At 73.6% G+C, this 19826-nt stretch carries 19 protein-coding genes and 2 tRNA genes; 16 read left to right on the forward strand and 5 right to left on the reverse strand.

The window, feature by feature from the left end:
* The first annotated feature begins 62 nt into the window (after positions 1-62).
* Together ACWFNE_RS06445 and ACWFNE_RS06450 are read left to right on the forward strand one after the other, a co-directional pair.
* Positions 63-500 (forward strand): hypothetical protein, encoded by a 438-nt coding sequence (locus ACWFNE_RS06445; protein ID WP_452121609.1) that lies wholly within the window; start codon positions 63-65, stop codon positions 498-500.
* A complete protein-coding gene (locus tag ACWFNE_RS06450) occupies positions 500-1369 on the forward strand; it encodes a sugar transferase (RefSeq protein ID WP_452121610.1) in 870 nt (289 codons plus the stop codon). The genes ACWFNE_RS06445 and ACWFNE_RS06450 overlap by 1 nt, the downstream gene beginning before the upstream one ends.
* On the opposite strand, the gene ACWFNE_RS06455 is transcribed toward ACWFNE_RS06450, so the two are convergent.
* Positions 1366-2403, reverse strand: a complete 1038-nt coding sequence (locus ACWFNE_RS06455; protein ID WP_452121611.1) for a 3-methyladenine DNA glycosylase — start codon at positions 2401-2403, stop codon at positions 1366-1368. The two genes, ACWFNE_RS06450 and ACWFNE_RS06455, sit on opposite strands and share 4 nt — an antisense overlap.
* Before the next feature lie 99 nt (positions 2404-2502).
* On the opposite strand from ACWFNE_RS06455, the gene ACWFNE_RS06460 reads away from it, so the two are divergent.
* The 3 genes from ACWFNE_RS06460 (at position 2503) to ACWFNE_RS06470 (ending at position 4387) form a co-directional block, all read left to right on the forward strand.
* Positions 2503-2889, forward strand: a complete 387-nt coding sequence (locus tag ACWFNE_RS06460) for a DUF1304 domain-containing protein (RefSeq protein WP_452121612.1) — start codon at positions 2503-2505, stop codon at positions 2887-2889.
* Positions 2890-2990: 101 nt separating this feature from the next.
* Entirely contained in the window at positions 2991-3659 is a 669-nt protein-coding gene (locus ACWFNE_RS06465) for a pyridoxine/pyridoxamine 5'-phosphate oxidase (RefSeq protein WP_452121613.1), read from the forward strand.
* The gene (locus ACWFNE_RS06470) at positions 3632-4387 is read left to right on the forward strand and encodes a maleylpyruvate isomerase family mycothiol-dependent enzyme (RefSeq protein ID WP_452121614.1); all 756 of its coding nucleotides are present in this window, start codon (positions 3632-3634) and stop codon (positions 4385-4387) included. Before ACWFNE_RS06465 ends, ACWFNE_RS06470 begins: the two co-directional genes overlap by 28 nt.
* A 139-nt stretch (positions 4388-4526) precedes the next feature.
* Here ACWFNE_RS06470 and ACWFNE_RS06475 read toward each other — a convergent pair whose 3' ends face one another.
* Positions 4527-5735: a heparan-alpha-glucosaminide N-acetyltransferase domain-containing protein gene (locus tag ACWFNE_RS06475; RefSeq protein WP_452121615.1), complete on the reverse strand. Its 1209-nt coding sequence runs from the start codon at positions 5733-5735 to the stop codon at positions 4527-4529.
* A gap of 135 nt (positions 5736-5870) precedes the next feature.
* Here ACWFNE_RS06475 and ACWFNE_RS06480 point away from each other — a divergent pair, with 135 nt between their 5' ends.
* The 4 genes from ACWFNE_RS06480 (at position 5871) to ACWFNE_RS06495 (ending at position 9958) form a co-directional block, all read left to right on the forward strand.
* A complete protein-coding gene (locus ACWFNE_RS06480; protein ID WP_452121616.1) occupies positions 5871-6692 on the forward strand; it encodes a methyltransferase domain-containing protein in 822 nt (273 codons plus the stop codon).
* A gap of 83 nt (positions 6693-6775) precedes the next feature.
* Entirely contained in the window at positions 6776-7561 is a 786-nt protein-coding gene (locus ACWFNE_RS06485) for a fumarylacetoacetate hydrolase family protein (RefSeq protein WP_452121617.1), read from the forward strand.
* A 97-nt stretch (positions 7562-7658) separates the two neighbouring features.
* Entirely contained in the window at positions 7659-9188 is a 1530-nt protein-coding gene (gene gltX / locus ACWFNE_RS06490; RefSeq protein ID WP_452121618.1) for a glutamate--tRNA ligase, read from the forward strand.
* Positions 9185-9958: an HAD family hydrolase gene (locus ACWFNE_RS06495; RefSeq protein ID WP_452121619.1), complete on the forward strand. Its 774-nt coding sequence runs from the start codon at positions 9185-9187 to the stop codon at positions 9956-9958. The genes gltX and ACWFNE_RS06495 overlap by 4 nt, the downstream gene beginning before the upstream one ends.
* 156 nt (positions 9959-10114) lie before the next feature.
* Here ACWFNE_RS06495 and ACWFNE_RS06500 read toward each other — a convergent pair whose 3' ends face one another.
* Complete coding sequence (locus ACWFNE_RS06500; RefSeq protein WP_452121620.1) at positions 10115-10861, reverse strand: class I SAM-dependent methyltransferase; 747 nt, start codon at positions 10859-10861, stop codon at positions 10115-10117.
* A gap of 256 nt (positions 10862-11117) precedes the next feature.
* On the opposite strand from ACWFNE_RS06500, the gene ACWFNE_RS06505 reads away from it, so the two are divergent.
* Together ACWFNE_RS06505 and ACWFNE_RS06510 are read left to right on the forward strand one after the other, a co-directional pair.
* Positions 11118-11189: transfer RNA gene (locus ACWFNE_RS06505), tRNA-Gln, on the forward strand.
* 90 nt (positions 11190-11279) lie between these two features.
* Positions 11280-11352: transfer RNA gene (locus ACWFNE_RS06510), tRNA-Glu, on the forward strand.
* A gap of 172 nt (positions 11353-11524) precedes the next feature.
* Here ACWFNE_RS06510 and ACWFNE_RS06515 read toward each other — a convergent pair.
* A complete protein-coding gene (locus ACWFNE_RS06515; protein WP_452121621.1) occupies positions 11525-12649 on the reverse strand; it encodes an AraC family transcriptional regulator in 1125 nt (374 codons plus the stop codon).
* A gap of 252 nt (positions 12650-12901) precedes the next feature.
* Between ACWFNE_RS06515 and ACWFNE_RS06520 the strand changes: the two genes are divergently transcribed.
* On the forward strand, positions 12902-13951 hold the full coding sequence (locus tag ACWFNE_RS06520; protein WP_452121622.1) for a hypothetical protein: 1050 nt from the start codon (positions 12902-12904) through the stop codon (positions 13949-13951).
* A gap of 94 nt (positions 13952-14045) precedes the next feature.
* Positions 14046-15149, forward strand: a complete 1104-nt coding sequence (locus ACWFNE_RS06525) for an FAD-dependent monooxygenase (RefSeq protein WP_452121623.1) — start codon at positions 14046-14048, stop codon at positions 15147-15149.
* 138 nt (positions 15150-15287) lie between these two features.
* On the opposite strand, the gene ACWFNE_RS06530 is transcribed toward ACWFNE_RS06525, so the two are convergent.
* A complete protein-coding gene (locus ACWFNE_RS06530) occupies positions 15288-16007 on the reverse strand; it encodes an IclR family transcriptional regulator (protein ID WP_183294257.1) in 720 nt (239 codons plus the stop codon).
* Positions 16008-16107: 100 nt separating this feature from the next.
* On the opposite strand from ACWFNE_RS06530, the gene leuC reads away from it, so the two are divergent.
* The 3 genes from leuC (at position 16108) to murA (ending at position 19694) form a co-directional block, all read left to right on the forward strand.
* Positions 16108-17562: a 3-isopropylmalate dehydratase large subunit gene (gene leuC / locus ACWFNE_RS06535; RefSeq protein ID WP_452121624.1), complete on the forward strand. Its 1455-nt coding sequence runs from the start codon at positions 16108-16110 to the stop codon at positions 17560-17562.
* A gap of 28 nt (positions 17563-17590) precedes the next feature.
* The gene (leuD, locus tag ACWFNE_RS06540) at positions 17591-18262 is read left to right on the forward strand and encodes a 3-isopropylmalate dehydratase small subunit (protein WP_258723793.1); all 672 of its coding nucleotides are present in this window, start codon (positions 17591-17593) and stop codon (positions 18260-18262) included.
* Between the two features lie 121 nt (positions 18263-18383).
* Positions 18384-19694 (forward strand): UDP-N-acetylglucosamine 1-carboxyvinyltransferase, encoded by a 1311-nt coding sequence (gene murA, locus ACWFNE_RS06545; RefSeq protein ID WP_452121625.1) that lies wholly within the window; start codon positions 18384-18386, stop codon positions 19692-19694.
* Positions 19695-19826: the final 132 nt, after the last annotated feature.

Here is a 19826-nt window from a genome sequence, read left to right on the forward strand (position 1 = left end):
TGCACGTCTGCGCGGGGGTGCGCATGTAGCCTTGCAGCCTTCGAGTTAGGGGGAGTCGGGTCGTGAGCCAACTGCTCTCAGAGATCGATCGTCAACTGAGTGAGCAGCGAGCCCAGGCCGACGCCTACGCCACACGCGCCGGAGTGCTCGTCGCGGCGACCGCTCTACTTGTAGGTCTGATCGGCACCGGTGCGGCGGGCAACGGTACCGACGCTCCTGAGCGACTGCTCATCATCACTATCGCCGGCTCGGCAATCCTGGGCGTCGTCGTGCTCGGGTTGGCGCGACTCGTGCTCGGGCCATCTCCTAGCCAGCTCGCTCGATGGAATTCTGGATCCATTCAGGATGTCGCACTGCTTGAATCGGCGAAACTTGTCGCTCTAGAAGCAAATACGCGCGCGATGGCCCGAACAGAGATGGTGTTTTTCCTCCAGGCGGCATGCACTGTCGGATCGATTCTGCTCGCCGTTAACGCGCTTGGGTCCAGAGGCGGCGCTTGATGTCCAGCGCAGGAAGCTACCTCGAATTCCTTGAGAAGCAATTCACGCAAGAGATCGTTCCGGAGCAAGATCATCTCCAGTGGAGACCGGAATTCTCCGCGCCGGAGATCGCAGCGAACCCGCCTGATCCACGTCGGTTTATTGTGGCGCAAGCTTTGATCCGCCCGAGAAGTCGGCTCTCTGGCGCTTTTGGAGTCTCTCGTCGGGACATTGCAGTCGCCGTCGAGGTGCTTTCAGGTTCTCGGGAGCCATTTTCGACCGCGCGACGAGCCAAGCGCGTGCTCGATGTGGTGCTCGGATCCCTTGCGCTTTTCCTCTGTTCACCCGTCATTCTCGGGGCCGCGGCAGCAGTTGCGCTTAGCAGTCCAGGTGGAGCGTTCTATCGCCAGACTCGAGTCGGCCTAGCCGGTCAGACGTTCACTATGTGGAAAATGCGAACGATGTACGTGGACGCTCCTCAGAACTTGGCCGCGCTCGCTGATGGAGTCGACCCGCGCTCTGGTCTCCTGTTCAAGATGCGGTCCGACCCGCGCATCACACCGGTGGGGCGCGTGCTTCGGAGATTCTCGATCGATGAACTGCCGCAGTTGCTCAATCTGCTTCGTGGTGAGATGTCGCTAGTAGGCCCCCGGCCGCCCCTGCTTGCGGAGGTGGAACGCTACAGTGATTACTACCAAGGTCGCCTCTTGACGAAGCCTGGAATAACCGGACTGTGGCAGGTATCAGGACGCGCAGAACTTTCGTGGGAAGACGCGGTGCGTCTCGATGCTCGCTACATGGAGAATTGGTCAATCTCGATGGACCTGATGATTCTGTGGAAGACGTTCCGAGCGGTGTGGGACGGCGAGCCGGGGCCTTCTAGCCCCTAGGTGGCACGCGGAGCCTCGAACTTCGCCTTAGGCGCGGATGCGTGGCCAAGCAATTGTTCGCAAATCTCGACGAGCCGCTGGCGCAAGACGCTGGCTCGGGTTGCAAAGCTGCGCTGCGCACGGATGTATTCGGCTTTGCCTGCTGCCGTTTCTATGGGGATAGGCTCAAGGCCGTAGGTGGTGACGTCGTACGGCGACGCTCGCATGTCGACCGTTCGGATTTCCGTCGCGAGCTCGAAGCAATCGAGCGCGACTTCCCCAGGCACTGCCGGTCCCAATTTTGATGACCATTTATGCAAGTCCATATTTGCATGTAGACAGCCCGGCTGCTCGAATTCGACCTGCGTCTGACGGGTCAAGGGCGCCGCTTCTCGAAACATGCCTGCTTCCAAGGTCAACAGGTCCATGTTCGCGTGCAGGCAGCCCGGCTGCTCGTGCTCGACCTGGTCGGCCCGGCTGAGCGGTGCGCGGTTGCGCGGCACCGCGTCGGGCGTGAAGAACCGGAACGCGTCGAAGTGCGTGCACTGCAGCGGGAGCTGCTCGACCACCGCGTCGGTCCCGCCCCGCCCGAGGCGCAGCGGCAGCGTGTGCCGGCGGCGCTCGTCGTCCTGGCGGTAGACCATCGCCCACTCGTGCAGCCCCAGGCAGCCCGTGTGCGCCGGGCGGGACGCGGTCCGCGCGAGCAGGGTGCGGACGAACGCGACGGTGTCCCGGCGCTCGTCGAGGAACGCCCCGATGTCGAGGGCGACGGCGCCGTCGGCGTCGGTGCGGTACCAGCGCCACGCCGCGTGCTCCGCCGGGCCGGCCGCCGCGGGGGCGAGCGCGGTGCCGGCCCCGGGGTGCCACCGGCGCAGGAGCGAGGGCTTGGTGCCGTAGTAGTCGTAGAGGAAGTCGTCGATCGCGTGGCGCTCGCCGGCGGCCCGGCGCGCGCGGTGCGCCTGCGTCAGGGCGTCGGCCCGTGCGGCGTGCTCGCGTGCGCGTCCGGCCCACTCCGCGGCGGGCAGCACGAGGCGCGCGTGCGCGGTCGGTTCCACGGCACCAGGGTAGGTCGCCCGGACCGCCCCCCGGAGGTCCCGCGCCCCACGCCGGGGCTGGGTGCCGCACCGCGGCCGGGACGGAGGATGCTGGGCCGCATGCTGCTGACCCTCGCCCTCGTCCTCGCCGCGCTCGCCGCCGCGTTCCACGTCGTCATCTTCGTGCTCGAGTCGGTCCGCTTCGAGCGCCCCGAGGTCCACGCCCGCTTCCGGACCCGCACCGAGGACGTCCCCGCGGTCCGCCCGTGGGCCTACAACCAGGGTTTCTACAACCTGTTCCTCGCCGTCGGCGCGTTCGTCGGTGTCGGGCTCACGGCGGCGGGCTCCCGTGAGGCCGGTACGGCGCTCGTGCTCCTCGCGTGCGGCTCCATGGCGGCCGCGGCCCTCGTGCTGGTGGTCACCGACCGCAGGATGGCGCGCGCCGCCGTGACCCAGGGGCTGCTCCCGGGCCTCGCGGTCCTCCTGACGGTCGCCGCACTCGTGTGACCTGCTCTTCCGCAGGCGTGCGCCCGCGGAGATACTGACCGGGTGACCCACCCCGGCGTGGCCCCCCGTCCCCTCGGCGCGTCCCGCGACGCACGCACGGCATGAGGGACCCGGAGGGCCCGACGCTGCGCCAGCGGCTGCGCCGCGCCCCGGCGTTCGGCGCCGACCTGCCGGGCTTCGAGCCCGACGACGCCCCCGACGACCCGCACGTGCTGTTCACGGAGTGGGTGCTCGGCGCGATCGACGCGGGCACACCGGCGCCGCAGGCCATGACGCTCTCGACCCGAGGGGCCGACGGATCGGTCTCGGCGCGCGTCGTGGTGCTCAAGGACGTCACCGCCGACGGCTGGCACTTCGCGACCGACGCGCGCAGCCGCAAGATCCAGGACCTCACCGCCGACGCGACGGTCGCGGCGAGCTTCTACTGGCCGACGCTCGCACGCCAGGTCCGGATCACCGGGTGGGCGCACGCGATGGGTGCGGCGGCGTCGGCCACGGACTTCCTCGAGCGCTCCCCGGCGTCCCGCGGTGCGGCGCTCGCGACCCGGCCCGGTGAGCCGCTCGCGTCGCACGCCGAGCTCGTCGCGGCGATCGCCGACGCGACGGCGCGCGCCGACGCGGACCGCGAGCTCGTGCTGCCCGAGTGGCAGGAGTGGGTCGTGGTGCCCGAGGAGATCGAGTTCTGGCAGGGCAGCGCCGAGCGGGCGCACGTGCGTGCGGTGTACCGGAGGGAGGCGGCGGGATGGACCCGGACGAGGTTGTGGCCCTGACGGCAGCGGAGCAGTCCGACGCGGCGGGGCGGGAGGTGGTCGCGGACGTCGTGCGGCTGCGGCACGCGCTCGAGGGCGTGCTCGCCCGGCTGACCGACGCCGAGGTGGGGGCGCCGTCGCGGCTCCCCGGGTGGACGCGCGGGCACGTGCTCGCGCACCTCGCGGGGGTCGGCTCCGCGGCGGCGCGCCAGCTCGAGCACGCCCGCGCGCGCCGGCTCGTGGACTTCTACGACGGCGGTCGGCCCGGCCGCGACGCCGCGATCGAGGCGGGCGCGGGGGCCCCGGCAGAGGTGCACGCGCGCGACGTCGTCGCGGCGGCGCGGCGGGTCGAGAGGGCGCTCGAGGCCCTGGGACCCGAGGACTGGGACGCCCCGACGCGCTACCGGGACCAGCCCGCGACCGCCGTCGCGCACGCATGGTGGCGCGAGCTCGCCATCCACCTGGTCGACCTCGACCTCGGCGTCGGGCAGGACGTCTGGTCGCCCGCCCTGCTCGACCACCTCGTCGAGTTCCTCGCGCCGCGCGTGCCGGGCGGCGTGCTCGTGGCTCTCGTCCCCGGGCGTGGGGCCTCACGGTGGGAGGTCGGCGACGGCGCGCTCGTGCGCGTGCACGCCGAGCGGGCCGAGGACCTCGTCGCGTGGCTCGCGGGGCGGGAGCCCTCGGGACCGGTCACGGCCGAGCGTCACCGGGAACCGGCCCCGCTCCCGGAGCTCGGCCCCTGGCCGTGACGGTCAGCCTCGCGCGGCCCGGCCGGCCGTGACGGTCAGCCTCGCGCGGCCCGGCCGGCCGTGACGGTCGGTCTCGCGCGGCCCGGCCTCTGGCCGGGTCGGGCCGCCTCCCGGAGCTCGGGCCCCCGGGCCGTGACGGTCAGCCTCGTGGAGCCCGGCCGCCGCCGGAGAGCGGGGCTCTGCCGGCTGCGGCGTCGGCGGGTCCGGCAGCGTCCGGCGCCCTCCCTGGACCGCCCGAGGACGGGGCCGCCGCAGCCGGCGAGGCGAGCCCGCCGGTCCGGGACGACCCACGGCCGCCCTCCGCCGGCGGGCGCGCGGGGCCATCGGCGCCGAGGTCGCTCGCGCGCGTCGAGACCGCGTGCAGCAGGCGCTCGAGCGGCCCTCGCCCGAGCGTCGCGCGCCAGAGGGTGCAGGCAACGACGGTCACGGCGAGGAACGTGAGCCAGACCGCGTCGGTCGGCTCCCAGACCACGTCGTCGCCGAGGGCGGCGACCACGGCGACGTGCACCGTGTAGGCCGTGAGCGCGAGCGCGCCGGTCGCAGCGAGCGGGCTCGTCAGGCGCGGCCAGCGGTCCGCGACGACGAGGCACACCGCGAGCACCGCGACCGCGACGCCGGTGTTGGCGACCACCTCGAAGGTCGTGCCGGCGTGGGGCTCGGTCGTCAGGTACCGCCCGAGCCCGACCTCGGGGCGCGCGCCGGGGACGAGCCGCATGAGCACCCCCGACGCGAGGTGGGCCAGCACCGCGACCCCCGTGCCGCCGAGCAGCAGGGCGCGGCGCACGTGCGCTGCGGTGAGGTCCAGCCGCCCGACCGCGAGCCCGGCGAGCACGTACGCGGTCCAGATGCCGGCGGGGTAGTAGTGCCCGACGACGAGGTTAGTCAGCGCCGTCGCCTGCTCGCGCTCGACGAGCCAGTCCCCGACGCGGAACGTCAGGGGCGGCCCGACGACGGCGACGGCGGCCGCCGCGGCGAGCAGCGCCCGCGGGGACCAGCCGAGGAAGCCGATCGCGACGGCGAAGTAGACGCCGTACACGGGCAGGATCACCGCGACGGGTGTCCCGAGCGCGACGAGAACGACCCCGATCGTCACGAGGAGGACGCCGCGCACGAGCACCCGGAGCCGGGCCTGCACGCGCCGCACGCCGTCGGCGGGTCGCGGACCGCCCGACAGCAGGGCCACGGAGAGCCCGGCGAGCACGACGAACGCGGCGGCCGAGCGTCCGTCCGCGACCTGCACGGCACCCCGCGGCCAGGGGTCACCCGCGGCGCCGGGGGCGAGGTGCGCGGTGAACATCCCGAGCACTGCGAGCCCGCGTGCGACGTCGACGCCGGCGATCCGCTGCATCGGGTCACGGTACCGCCGGCGCGGGCGCGGGTCCTGGGCGGGCCCGGCGCAGGTCCGGGCGGTGCGGGTCTCAGCACGCGGACTTTCCTGTTCCGGTGCTTGAAACGGGCCCCGGGTCGGCGTCTACAGTGCGGGGTGAGCATCGAGTCGCCCCAGGACGTCTACACGCACGGGCACCACGAGAGCGTGCTGCGCTCGCACCGCTGGCGCACCGCCGAGAACTCCGCCGCGTACCTCCTCCCGTCGCTCCAGCCCGGTCAGCGGCTGCTCGACGTGGGCTGCGGCCCCGGCACCATCACGATCGACCTCGCGTCGCGGGTGAGCCCGGGCGACGTCGTCGGCATCGACCGCTCGGCCAAGGTCATCGAGGCCGCGCGCGAGGCGGCCACCGAGGCGGACGCGGCGAACGTGACGTTCGAGGTCGGCGACGTGTACGCGCTGCCCTACGAGGACGCCAGCTTCGACGTCGTGCACGCCCACCAGGTGCTCCAGCACCTCGTCGACCCCGTCGCCGCGCTGCGCGAGATCCGCCGCGTCACGCGCCCCGGTGGGACCGTCGCGGTGCGTGACGCCGACTACGCCGCGATGACCTGGTACCCGCCGTCCGCGGGGCTCGACGAGTGGCTGACGCTGTACCACGAGGTCACGCAGGCCAACCACGCCGAGGCCGACGCGGGACGCCGCCTGCTGAGCTGGGTGCGCCAGGCCGGGTTCGACCCCGCCGGCATCGCGCCGTCGGCCGGCGTGTGGTGCTACGCGACGCCCGAGGACCGCACATGGTGGTCCAGCCTGTGGGCGGACCGCGCGGTCGCGTCGAACTTCGCGGCCCAGGCGATCGCGCACGGGCTCGCCGACGAGGTCGCGCTCGAGCACCTCTCGGACGCGTGGCGCGAGTGGGGGACCGCCGAGGACGGCTGGTTCTCGATCGTGCACGGCGAGGTGCTCGCGCGCGCCTGACGTGCAGCGGGGCGCGCCGCACGTCCGCCGGGCGGGCACCCGGCGACACGGCTGGGGGCGCGCCGCCCGACTAGGGTGGGCGCGTGCGCATCGCGAGATTCACGACCGGCGACGACCCCCGCTACGCCCTCGTCGAGGGTGACCCGGGCTCCGAGCAGCTCGTCGTCCTCACCGGCGACCCGATCTACACCCCGGTCCAGCCGACCGGCGAGCAGGTCCCGCTCGACGACGACCGCGTGCGGCTGCTCGCTCCGGTGATCCCGCGCTCGAAGATCATCGGCGTCGGGCGCAACTACGCCGCGCACGCCGCCGAGATGGGCAACGACCTGCCCGTCGCGCCGCTGCTCTTCCTCAAGCCCAACACGTCGGTGATCGGCCCGGACGACCCGATCGTCCTGCCGACCTGGACCGAGCACGTCGACCACGAGGCCGAGCTCGCCGTCGTGATCGGCAAGGTCACCAAGGACGTCGCCCCCGAGCACGCTCTCGGCCAGGTCTTCGGGTTCACGGTCGCGAACGACGTGACCGCGCGCGACATCCAGCGCACCGACGACCAGTGGGCGCGCGCCAAGGGCTTCGACACGTCGTGCCCGATCGGCCCCTGGGTCGTCCCCGGGCTCGACGTCGACGACCTCGCGGTGCGTGCCCGGGTCAACGGCGAGGTCCGCCAGGACGGGCGCACGTCGCAGCTCATCTTCGACGTCGCGTACCTGATCTCGTACATCTCCGAGGTCTTCACGCTGCTGCCCGGCGACGTGATCCTCACCGGGACGCCCGCCGGGGTCGGCCCGATCGTGGACCGCGACGTCGTCGAGTGCGAGATCGAGGACATCGGCACGCTGCGCAACCCGGTCCTGCGCCGGGCCTGACGCCGGACCGGACGGGGCCGGACCGGACCGGGCACGACAGGGCAGCCTCGCGGAGCCGGCCCGGGCTGCCCGGGCGCCCGCCAGTAGGCTGGCACCTGTGACCTCCACCGCTCCTGAGACCTCCACCGGCGTGCCCACGGGTTCCGCCGTCCGCGTGCGCTTCTGCCCCTCGCCGACCGGGACCCCGCACGTCGGGCTCATCCGGACCGCGCTGTTCAACTGGGCGTACGCGCGCCACGTCGGCGGCACGTTCGTGTTCCGGATCGAGGACACCGACGCCGCGCGCGACTCGGAGGAGAGCTACCAGCAGCTGCTCGACGCGCTGCGCTGGCTCGGGCTCGACTGGGACGAGGGCGTCGAGGTCGGCGGCCCGCACGAGCCGTACCGGCAGTCCCAGCGCATGGACCTGTACCGCGACGTCGCCCGCCGCCTGCTCGAGGGCGGGTTCGCCTACGAGTCGTTCTCGACGCCCGAGGAGATCGAGGCACGCCACCGCGCCGCGGGCCGCGACCCCAAGCTCGGCTACGACGGCTTCGACCGCGCCCTGACCGACGAGCAGAAGGCGGCCTTCCGCGCCGAGGGTCGCGAGCCGGTACTGCGCCTGCGCATGCCCGACGACGACGTCACGTTCACCGACCTCGTCCGCGGCGACGTCACGTTCCCCGCGGGCTCCGTGCCCGACTACGTGATCGTCCGCGCGAACGGCCAGCCGCTGTACACGCTGGTCAACCCGGTCGACGACGCGCTCATGGGCATCACGCACGTGCTGCGCGGCGAGGACCTGCTCTCCTCGACGCCGCGCCAGGTCGCGCTGTACCGCGCGCTGCTGGAGCTCGGCGTCGGCTCGGTCGTGCCGGTCTTCGGGCACCTGCCCTACGTCATGGGAGAGGGCAACAAGAAGCTCTCGAAGCGCGACCCCGAGTCGAACCTCTTCCTGCACCGCGACCGCGGGTTCACCCCCGAGGGGCTGCTCAACTACCTCGCGCTGCTCGGCTGGTCGATCGGGCCCGACCGCGACATCTTCACGACCGAGGAGCTCGTCGCGGCGTTCGACGTCGCCGACGTCAACCCGAACCCCGCCCGCTTCGACGTCAAGAAGGCCGAGGCCATCAACTCGGCGCACGTGCGGATGCTCGCGCCCGAGGACTTCCGGGACCGCCTCGTGCCCTACCTGCACCGCGCGGGGATCGTCCCCGCCGACTCCTACGCCGACCTCGAGCCCCGCCACCGCGCACTGCTCGACGCCGGCGCGCCGCTCGTCCAGGAGCGCATGACGCTGCTCGGCGAGGCCGTCGGCATGCTGGGCTTCCTGTTCGTGGCCGACGACGCGCTCGTGGTCGAGGACGACGCCCGTGCGGGGCTCCGCGACGAGGCCCCCGCGGTGCTCGACGCCGCGACCGCCGCGCTCGAGCCGATCCCGGCCGACGCGTTCACGACCGCCGCGACGCAGGAGGCGCTGCAGGCCGCGCTCGTCGACGGGCTGGGCATCAAGCCGCGCTTCGCGTACACGCCGCTGCGCACCGCGCTCTCGGGCCGGCGCGTCTCGCCGCCGCTGTTCGAGTCGATGGAGATCCTCGGCAAGGACTCGACCCTCGCGCGCATCGCGACGCTGCGCGCGACGCTGTGACGGACGAGCGCCTGGCCACGCTCGACGGGGTGGTGCACGTCGACGGCGTGCTGTTCGACATCGACGACACGCTCGTCGACACGCGCGCGGCGTTCGGGGCGGCGATGGAGGCGGTCGCCGACCGGTACCTCACCGACCTCGACGCGGACCGGCGCGCGGGCCTCGTGGCCTTCTGGCGGGCCGACGAGCACGACCGCTACGCGCAGTTCACGCGCGGCGAGGTCAGCCACCGGACCCAGCGCATGGGCCGCGCCAACGACCTGCACCGCGCGTTCGGGGGCGCCGAGCTCGACGACGAGGCGTACGAGGCGTGGGACGAGCTCTTCGACGCCGCGTTCGCCGCCGCCTGGGCCGCACACCCGGAGGCGGCCGACGTCGTCGAGGAGCTCGTCGCCGCCGGCCTCGCCGTGGGCGCGCTGAGCAACGCCGACGTGGCCTACCAGACCCGCAAGCTCGAGGTCGCGGGGCTCGGGGAGCGTGTGCCCATGCTCGTCGGGACCGACACCCTCGGCTTCGGCAAGCCCGACCCGCGGGTGTTCCTGGAGGCCTGCCGCCGGCTCGGCACGGACCCGGCGCGCACCGTGTACGTCGGTGACGAGCTCGACGTGGACGCGCACGCCGCGGTCGGCGCCGGGCTCGTCGGTGTGTGGGTCGACCGTCCGGGCGGGCGGCGCCGCACGATCCCCGAGGCGGACATCGCCGCGGCGCGTGCCGCCGGCGTGCACGTCGTGACGTCCCTCACGGAGCTGCCGGCGGTCCTGCGCCGCTGACGCGGGCCGCGGGGACCGCCGTCGCGCCCCGCCGAGCGCTCAGGGCGGGGGCCACCCCCACCGGGCCGGACCCGTCGCCGGGCTGCCCGGGGAGCGTCACCTGCGAGCGTGCCGTCGCGCCCGCACGCGTGGGCCGCGACGACCCACGAGCACGCCTCAGCCGCGCACCCGCGCGCGCCAGCACACCGTCCGGTAGGGCAGGTCGACCTCGTCGCGGCCGCGCAGGTCCGGGTGCGTGCGGCCGAGCTCGTCGACCTCGTCGAGCAGCTCCTCGCGGCGCTGGGCCGGCAGCGTCAGCAGGTGGCTGCGTGACGCGGCGAGCATCCGCAGCGTCCGCACCGCGACCCGGTCCGTCCACGGGAACGTCGCGTGCTCGGGCACCTCGAAGCGGTCCCCGAGCGCCGGGGCCTCGGGGTCGCGCTCGTGCGCGTCGCCGCGGTGGATGATCTCGCCGAACCGGGCCACCCAGTCGACCGAGGCGTCCCGCACGTTCCACAGCAGCGCGAGCGTGCCGCCCGGACGCAGCACGCGGGCGATCTCGGCGCTCGCGGCCGCCTCGTCGAACCAGTGCCACGCCTGGGCCACCGTCACGGCGTCGACCGACGCGGACGGCAGCCCGGTGTCCTCCGCCGTCCCGGGACGGGGCGAGACGTCCGGCACGAGCGACGTCAGCTGCTCGCGCATCGCGCGCGAGGGCTCGACCGCGGTCACGTCGAACCCGTGGGCGACGAGGACCGCGGTGAGCTTGCCCGTGCCGGCTGCGAGGTCGAGGACCCGGTGCGCTCCGTCCGGGACGCACCAGCGCACCGCGTCGTCGGGGTAGGAGGGGCGGGCACGGCCGTACGCCTGAGCCCCGCGGTCGAACGAGCGGGCCCTGTCCTGGCGGGCTGGGTCGTCAGCCATGGGACGAGCATCCCATGCAGGGGCGGACGCGGCTGGGCGGGGCGTCGGGTGACGCGGGGCGGCGTGGCGTTCGCGGCCCGGTCGGTGCTCGTCCTGCCGCTCGTCGAGCCGCTCGTCCCGCGCCAGAGCGGGGCAGCGAGGATCTGGTTTGGACGGGCCCCCGGCGTCGGGTAATGTTCACCGCCGGTACGACGTCTGCGTGTGCCGCGTGACGGGCCTCGGTCCGGAACGCGACGGCGTGGAGGGGGTACCCCCATGGGGTATGGTGTAATTGGCAGCACGACTGATTCTGGTTCAGTTAGTCTAGGTTCGAGTCCTGGTACCCCAGCGCGAGCACCGCTGCGGCGGTTCTGAGATCTTCAGAGCTTCCGGTAGAGTGTTCACCCGTAGCACGCGAGTTCGCTCGCAGGCTGCATAGGCCCCCGTTGTGTAGCGGCCTAGCACGCCGCCCTCTCACGGCGGTAGCGCCGGTTCGAATCCGGTCGGGGGTACAGAGGCGTCACGAAGCCCTGGTCAGCGGAAACGCAGGCCAGGGCTTCACCCTTGTCTGTCGTGTTCCGGCCCCGTCGTGTTCCGGCCCCGTCGCGCGGCGACCGCGCGCGGCGGCGCGGTCGCTCACCGGTCCCACCCGACGCAGCGGCGTCTCCGGCCGATCGGTGGTCCTCAGCTCGTCCACGCCCCCGCCGACCTGCGCGCGCGCCGCCAGGAGCCGGGTGGCTGCCCGGCGTACCGGGTGAACGCTCGGCTGAAGGCCGCCTCCGACTCGTAGCCCACGGCGGCGGCCGCGCGGCGGACGGTCGCGTCGCCGCTCTCGAGGAGTCGCGCCGCAACCTGCAGCCGCCACCGCGCGAGGTACTGCATGGGTGGTTGCCCGACGACGGCGCCGAACCGCTCCGCGAGCACGGAGCGGGACGTGCCGACCTCCCGGGCGAGGCTCTCGAGGGTCCACGGCTCCGCGGGGCGTCCGTGCATGAGCTGCAAGGCTGCGCTCGTGCAGGGGTCGCGCAGTCCCGCGACCCAGCCCGTGGCGTCCGGTGGAAGGCTCGAGAGGTGTGCGCGCAGCGCCTCGACGAACATGAGCTCGGCCAGCTTGGCGAGGATCGCCTCCTGGCCCGCGGCCGGGGGGACGATCGGCGTCGCCGGGATGCCGGCGCGGGAGTCCGCACCCGCGCCGACGCCCGTGCCCGTGTCGCTCCGTGGGCGCGCACCGTGCGCGGCGCCTGCCGGACCGACCCCCGCCTCGCGGCGTGCCGCGCCTGCGGAGCTGGCCGAGACCGCGACGTCGAGCAGGCCGGCGAGCCAGCGCCAGCTGCGGTCCGGCAGCGGTGCACGCACCACGTGCGGCAGCGAGTCGAGCAGCGGGTTGAAAGGCCGGGTGTCGCACGCCAGGAAGCCGCACACGAACCGGCAGCGCTCGGCCGACGTGTCGGGGTTCACGCGGATGCTCATCGGCAGCAGCTCGTCCACCGGCCGGTAGTAGCGGCGCCAGTCCGGCCGACCCCGCATCCCGGGCGCCGAGGCCATGACGTTCGCGTCTCCGGCGGGGTAGATCACCATGTCGCCGGCGTCGAGCTGCTGCGGTGGCTCGTCCCGGTCGACGGCCTCCGTCCAGCAGGTCCCGTCGGTCACCACGTGGAAGCCGATCACGTGCTGGGCGTTCGCCATCACCCTCGCGCCGATCGCGTCGGAGCCGGGGCTCTGCGTGGCGAACGGGTGCCGGGCGTCGACGTCGAAGAAGACCGCGCCGGTGAGTCGCACGGCGAGCAGGACGTCGGACAGCACGTCCACGACGCACCTCCTCGGGCGAGGGCCTCGACCCCGGACCGCGCGCACCCGCGCGTGCCGTCCGGACGATCGGGCAGGTCCTCCGGTAGCACGAGCGTTCCGCGCGGCGGTGCCGCTTCCTAGCGTGGATCCCATTCTCCCCCTCGTGCACGACGACGAGCCCGCACCGTCCTGAGCGGCGCGACCCGGACCTCGTGCCGCCGGTGACCCCCGGCACACGCCGGCACCGGAACTTCGCACAAGGAGGTCACCGCCGTGACGCACGCGATGCTGGACGACGACGGAGCCGGCCGCGCCGCGGCCGCCCCCACTTCCCGGACCCGCGCGCCCGCCCGAACCGGGAGGGCCCGGCTCGCCGGGCCGGTGCTCGCGGGCCTCGTGGGCCTCGCGGGGCTGGTCGGACCCGGCCAGGCTGCCTCAGCGGCTCCCCGGGAGCCCGTCGAGGGCGAGGCGGTCGCGGTCGCGGCTCCGATCACCGGCATGGAGTACCTCGCCGAGGCGACCGGGACGAACCACCAGCCCGCCAAGGAGATCCACGCGAGCTGCCCGGTCGGCAAGGTCGTGGTCGGCGGGTCGGCCAAGGTCGGTGTCGCCGGCGACGAGGGAGGCCCGTGGCAGGAGGACAACCAGATCTCGCTCCGGGCGTCCCTGCCGAACCTGGTGCCGGTCACCGGGCGCTACGAGTGGATCGCCCGCGCCAGCGAGACCCGGGCAGGGACGCCGCGCGCGTGGTCGCTCCTGGTCCAGGTCCGGTGCGCCGACCGGCCGCCCGGGTACGTGTTCAGCTCCGGGTCGACCCCGCAGTCCAGCACCGAGCCGATGCAGGCGGTCTCCGCGGTGTGCCCGGCCGGCCTGGTGGCCCTCGGCGGTGGGGCGACGGTGCGCAACGCCCCCGACCCCCACGGGGTGGGCCTCCAGGTGGCGCGGGTCGACGCCCTCGGCGGGCTGCTGCGTGCCCAGGCGCAGGAGCACCCGGGCGGGTACCCGGGCGCGTGGGGGCTGACCGCGATCGCGCTGTGCGCCGAGCGGCCGAACCGGTTCCGCGTCACCGACGGCGACGTCAGCGGTCCGTCGTCGGCGACCATCCAGAAGGCGTCGGTCTTCTGCCAGGACGGCCGCTCCCTCGTCTCGCACGGCGCCGCGATCGACTCGAGCGCGCCGGGGAACGCGACGCTGCAGTCGATCGGCTCGACGTGGGAGATCTTCGGCAACGCGAGTGCGACCGAGCACACCCCGACGCCCTACGCGTGGGGCGGGGTGCTCGCCCGGGGCGTGTGCGCCGACGTCGAGTGGGACTGGAGATGAGCCGGCACGCCGGTGAGCGGCGGTGGCGCGTGCTCGACGCCGCCACCGGACACCGGCAGGCTGGCCCGATGAGCCGCACGACGAGGAGCCGGCGATGACGCGACGCGTGCTCGTGGTCGGTGCCGGTGTCGCCGGGCTCGCGACCGCGCGGGCGCTGCGTGCCGTCGGCATCGACGTCATGGTGGTCGAGCGCCGCGACGGTGCGCCCGGCCTCGGTCTCGGACTGAACCTGCCGGGCAACGCGGTGCGTGCGCTCGGCGCCCTCGGGGTCGTCGAGCCCGTTCTCGCCGCCGGGGTACCGGTGACCCGGCGCGAGTACCGCAGCCGGAGCGGTCGGCTGCTGTTCGCGGTCGACGAGGCGTCGTTCTGGTCGGGCGTCGCACCGTCGGTCTGCGTGCGGCCGGGTCGGCTGCTGGAGGCGCTGGGCGCCGGCCAGGAGGTCCGCCGGGGGGTCGGCGTCGTCGGCGTCGACAGCCGCACGACCGGTTCCGAGGTCGTGCTCGGCGACGGCAGCCGGGAGCTCGCCGACCTCGTCGTCGGTGCGGACGGCGTGCGGTCCACGGTCCGTGACGCGGTGGTGGGCACGCGGCCGCGTGCGTCCGCGATGACCGCCACGAGCTGGCGGTTCGTCGTCCCGAACCCGGGCGTCGGGTGCTGGACCGCGTGGACCGGTGGGGGCCTGGCTCTGCTCCTGGTCCCCGTCGCGGAGGGCGAGGTCTACGGCTACGCGTCGAGCAGCGCGGGCAGCTCGGCGGGCGGCGACCTCGGGTGGCTCGCCGAGTCGTTCGCGGGGTTCCCGGCGCCGGCCAGGACGGCAGTCGACGCCGCCTGCCGTGCGCCCGACCGGCCCTACCACGCGCCGGTCGAGGAGGTGCGGGTCCCGACCTGGCACCGGGGGCGCGTGGTCGTGCTGGGCGACGCGGCGCACGCCACCGGCCCCGTGTGGGCACAGGGCGCCGCCCTCGCCCTCGAGGACGCCCTGGTGCTCGCCGAGGTCCTCGCGGCGGTGCCCGACTGGTCGGCGGCCTGCGCCGTCTGGGAGCGGCGGCGCCGCGCGCGCGTGGCCCACGTGCAGGCGGCGACCGACCGCATGTCGCGGCTCGCGGCGCTGCCCGACCTGCTCGCCCGGACGTTGGCCCCGCGCGCCGGTCCCCGCGCCTACCGCGCGGCGTACGGGCCGCTGCGCGCGGTTCCCTGAACGCGCGGGACGGTGCCCGGATGCGCTGCGGCCCTACGGCCTACGGCCCCTGGGGCCCCCGCGCCGACGGCCGACCGCCGGCGCCGCGCACGGCCCGGCAGGAGCAGCCGACCCGGCGGCGGAAGCCCCGGGGGACCCTCATTCACCCGTGCGGCGCAGCACCTCCGTCAGCCGGTTGGCGGCGGAGACGACCGCGGCGGCGTGCAGGCGGCCGGGCTGGCGCGAGAGGCGCTCGAGCGGTCCTGAGATCGAGACGGCGGCGACGATGCGCCCCGACGGGCCGCGCACGGGCGCGGACACCGACGCGACGCCGACCTCGCGCTCGGAGACCGACTGCGCCCAGCCGCGGCGGCGGACGCCCGAGAGGATCGTCGCGGTGAACTTCGCTCCCTGGAGGCCGCGGTGCAGGCGGTCCGGCTCCTCCCACGCGAGCAGGATCTGCGCGGCGGAGCCGGCCTGCATCGTCAGGGTCGCGCCGACCGGGATCGAGTCCCGCAGGCCGATGGGCCGCTCGGCCGCGGCGACGCAGATGCGCTGGTCACCCTGCCGGCGGTAGAGCTGGGCGCTCTCGCCGGTGTGGTCGCGCAGCGCCGTCAGGACGGGCCCTGCGGCCGCGAGGAGGCGGTCCTCGCCGGCGGCCGTGGAGAGCTCCGAGAGGCGGGGCCCGAGCACGAACCGGCCCTGCATGTCGCGGGCGACGAGGCGGTGGTGCTCGAGCGCGACGGCGAGCCGGTGCGCGGTCGGGCGCGCGAGGTGGGTGGCGGTCACGAGCTGCGCGAGCGTCGCCGGACCGGCCTCGAGTGCACTGAGAACGGACGCGGCCTTGTCCAGCACGCCGACTCCGCTAGAGTTGTCCATAGGTCGATATTGGCGTCTCGTAACCTGAGACGCAAGCCGCTCGGCCTACTTACTGCCCCGCAACCATTCTCCGGCGGGGGATCACGAGAGGACCACGGACATGGCCGGCACGCTGGCAGAGAAGGTTTGGGACGCGCACATCGTGCGCCGCGGCACCGACGGCGCACCGGACCTGCTCTACATCGACCTCCACCTGGTGCACGAGGTGACCAGCCCGCAGGCGTTCGAGGGGCTCCGCCTCGCGGGCCGCACGGTGCGCCGCACCGACCTCACGCTGGCCACCGAGGACCACAACACCCCGACGCTCGACATCGACCGGCCCATCGCCGACGTGACGAGCCGCACCCAGATCCAGACGCTGCGCAACAACGCCGCGGAGTTCGGCGTGCGCATCCACTCGCTCGGCGATGCCGACCAGGGGATCGTGCACCAGGTCGGCCCGCAGCTCGGCCTCACGATGCCGGGCCTCACGGTCGTCTGCGGCGACTCGCACACCTCGACGCACGGCGCGTTCGGCGCGCTCGCGTTCGGCATCGGCACGAGCGAGGTCGAGCACGTGCTCGCGACCCAGACGCTGCCGCTCGTGCCGTTCAAGACCATGGCGATCACCGTCAACGGCACGCTGCCCGCGGGCGCCACGTCGAAGGACATCATCCTCGCGATCATCGCCAAGATCGGCACCGGCGGTGGCCAGGGCTACGTGCTCGAGTACCGCGGCGAGGCCATCAAGGCGCTGTCGATGGAAGCCCGCATGACGATCTGCAACATGTCGATCGAGGCGGGCGCCCGCGCCGGGATGATCGCACCCGACGAGACCACGTTCGAGTACCTCCAGGGCCGCCCGCACGCGCCCGAGGGTGCCGACTGGGACGCCGCCGTGGAGTACTGGACGACGCTGCGCACCGACGACGACGCGACGTTCGACGCCGAGGTCGTGCTCGAGGCGGCCGACCTCGAGCCGTTCGTGACGTGGGGCACCAACCCGGGTCAGGGCCTCCCGCTCTCGGGCAACGTGCCCGTCCCCGAGCAGATCGCCGACGAGAACGAGCGCCAGGCCGCCGAGCGCGCGATCGAGTACATGGGCCTGACGCCGGGCCAGCCGCTGCGCGAGATCCCTGTCGACACGGTCTTCATCGGCTCGTGCACGAACGGCCGCATCGAGGACCTGCGCTCGGTCGCGAAGCTCGTGAAGGGCCGCCGGAAGGCCGACTCGGTGCGCGTGCTCGTCGTCCCCGCGTCGGCGCGCGTGCGCCTGCAGGCCGAGGCCGAGGGGCTCGACAAGATCTTCCTCGACTTCGGCGCCGAGTGGCGCAACGCCGGCTGCTCGATGTGCCTCGGCATGAACCCCGACCAGCTCGCGCCGGGGGAGCGCTCCGCGTCGACGTCGAACCGCAACTTCGAGGGCCGTCAGGGCAAGGGCGGGCGCACGCACCTCGTGTCGCCGCTCGTCGCCGGGGCGACCGCGATCCGCGGCACGCTCTCGTCCGTGGCGGACCTGGGTGCCGACGTCGTCGCACCCGACGGCTCGCCGCTGACCGACCTGCAGCACGCCTGACCCGCACGCACCGGAAGCGAGAAGCACCATGGAGAAGTTCAGCCAGCACACCGGCGTCGGGGTCCCGCTGCGTCGCAGCAACGTCGACACCGACCAGATCATCCCCGCCGTCTACCTCAAGCGGGTCACGCGGACCGGCTTCGAGGACGCGCTGTTCGCCGCGTGGCGCGGGGACCCGTCCTTCGTGCTCAACCAGCCGGCGTACTCGTCGGGCTCGGTGCTCGTCGCGGGTCCCGACTTCGGCACCGGCTCCTCGCGCGAGCACGCCGTGTGGGCCCTCAAGGACTACGGCTTCAAGGTCGTCGTCTCGAACCGGTTCGCCGACATCTTCCGCGGCAACTCCGGCAAGCAGGGGCTGCTCGCGGCCCAGGCGGCGCAGGAGGACATCGAGCTCGTCTGGAAGGTGCTCGAGACCCGCCCGGGGACCGAGGTGACGGTCGACCTCGTCGCGCGCACGATCACGGCCGACGACGTCGTGGTGCCGTTCCACGTCGACGACTACACGCGCTGGCGCCTGCTCGAGGGGCTCGACGACATCGGGCTCACGCTCCAGCACGAGGCTGAGATCACGGCGTTCGAGGCGACGCGCGAGCCGTGGCGCCCGCGCACGCTGCCCGCCAAGCACCTGCCGCCCGTCGAGATCGAGGCCGCGCGGCCCGTCGGCGTCCCGGTCGAGCTCGGCGCGACGCGCACCGTCTGACCGTCCGGGAACGTCCGGAACATCCCGATACGTCGCCCGTCCGTGCAGGTTCTGCACGGACGGGCGACGCGCCAGGCCCGCGGTTAGGAACCACACGGTTCCGTGAGCGACGATGGGGACCATGACCGATCTGCTGTACGTCAACGGTGGGACCCCGCTCTCGGGGGAGATCACCGTCCGCGGCGCCAAGAACTTCGTCTCGAAGGCCATGGTCGCCGCCCTCCTCGGTGAAGGACCGAGCGTCCTGCGGAACGTCCCGCAGATCCGCGACGTGGCCGTCGTGACCGGCCTGCTCGAGCTGCACGGCGTGACCGTGAAGGCCGACGACGGCACGCTGTACCTCGACCCGTCCAACGTCGAGTCCGCGCACGTCGCCGACATCGACGCCCACGCCGGCTCGAGCCGCATCCCGATCCTGTTCTGCGGCCCGCTGCTGCACCGGCTCGGCGAGGCGTTCATCCCGGACCTCGGCGGCTGCCGCATCGGTGACCGGCCGATCAACTACCACCTCGACATCCTGCGCCAGTTCGGTGCGGTCGTGGACAAGCGCGAGGGCGGCATCCACATCCGGGCGCCGCGCCGCCTGCAGGGCACCAAGATCGCGCTGCCGTACCCGAGCGTCGGGGCTACCGAGCAGCTGCTGCTCACGGCCGTGCGCGCCGAGGGGCTCACCGAGCTCTCGAACGCGGCGATCGAGCCCGAGATCATGGACCTGATCAACGTCCTGCAGAAGATGGGCGCGATCATCTCGGTCGACACCGACCGGGTCATCCGCATCGAGGGCGTCGAGCGGCTCAACGGCTTCCAGCACACGGCTCTCTCGGACCGCATCGAGGCTGCCTCGTGGGCGTCGGCGGCGCTCGCGACGGGCGGCGACATCTACGTGCGCGGGGCGACCCAGCCGGAGATGACGGCGTTCCTCAACACCTTCCGCAAGGTCGGCGGCGAGTTCGTGGTCGACGACGACGGCATCCGGTTCTTCCACCCCGGCGGCGACCTGCGCTCGATCGTCCTCGAGACCGACGTGCACCCGGGGTTCATGACCGACTGGCAGCAGCCGCTCGTCGTCGCGCTCACGCAGGCCACGGGTCTGTCGATCGTCCACGAGACGGTCTACGAGAACCGCTTCGGGTTCACCGACGCGCTGCGCGGCATGGGTGCGACGATCCAGGTCTACAAGGAGTGCCTCGGTGGCCGGCCGTGCCGGTTCGGGCAGCGCAACTTCTACCACTCGGCCGTCATCTCCGGCCCGACGCCGCTCGCGGCCGCCGAGATCGAGGTCCCGGACCTGCGCGGCGGGTTCAGCCACCTCATCGCGGCGCTCGCCGCGAAGGGCACCTCGTCGGTGCGGGGGATCAGCCTGATCGACCGCGGGTACGAGCACTTCATGGACAAGCTCGGGGCCCTCGGCGCGGACTTCAGCCGCGACTGACACCCGCCCGTCCCCAGCCCGGCCCGGGAGGACACACCCCCCCCGCGCCTCGCCCCTCAGCTTCTTTTTCGCCCCCCCTCCCGCAACGGGCCCACCCCCAACACCACGGAGGAGGGACCACCCCCTCACCCG

The sequence above is a fragment of the Cellulomonas sp. NPDC055163 genome (assembly GCF_053607065.1).

Excerpts from the sequence above, each read along its gene's own strand:
- ACWFNE_RS06450 (WP_452121610.1), top strand. The coding sequence starts at position 500 with ATGTCCAGCGCAGGAAGCTACCTCGAATTCCTTGAGAAGCAATTCACG.
- ACWFNE_RS06460 (WP_452121612.1), top strand. The coding sequence starts at position 2,503 with ATGCTGCTGACCCTCGCCCTCGTCCTCGCCGCGCTCGCCGCCGCGTTC.
- ACWFNE_RS06465 (WP_452121613.1), top strand. The coding sequence starts at position 2,991 with ATGAGGGACCCGGAGGGCCCGACGCTGCGCCAGCGGCTGCGCCGCGCC.
- ACWFNE_RS06470 (WP_452121614.1), top strand. The coding sequence starts at position 3,632 with ATGGACCCGGACGAGGTTGTGGCCCTGACGGCAGCGGAGCAGTCCGAC.
- ACWFNE_RS06475 (WP_452121615.1), bottom strand. The coding sequence starts at position 5,735 with ATGCAGCGGATCGCCGGCGTCGACGTCGCACGCGGGCTCGCAGTGCTC.
- ACWFNE_RS06500 (WP_452121620.1), bottom strand. The coding sequence starts at position 10,861 with ATGGCTGACGACCCAGCCCGCCAGGACAGGGCCCGCTCGTTCGACCGC.
- ACWFNE_RS06525 (WP_452121623.1), top strand. The coding sequence starts at position 14,046 with ATGACGCGACGCGTGCTCGTGGTCGGTGCCGGTGTCGCCGGGCTCGCG.
- ACWFNE_RS06530 (WP_183294257.1), bottom strand. The coding sequence starts at position 16,007 with ATGGACAACTCTAGCGGAGTCGGCGTGCTGGACAAGGCCGCGTCCGTT.
- leuC (WP_452121624.1), top strand. The coding sequence starts at position 16,108 with ATGGCCGGCACGCTGGCAGAGAAGGTTTGGGACGCGCACATCGTGCGC.
- leuD (WP_258723793.1), top strand. The coding sequence starts at position 17,591 with ATGGAGAAGTTCAGCCAGCACACCGGCGTCGGGGTCCCGCTGCGTCGC.
- murA (WP_452121625.1), top strand. The coding sequence starts at position 18,384 with ATGACCGATCTGCTGTACGTCAACGGTGGGACCCCGCTCTCGGGGGAG.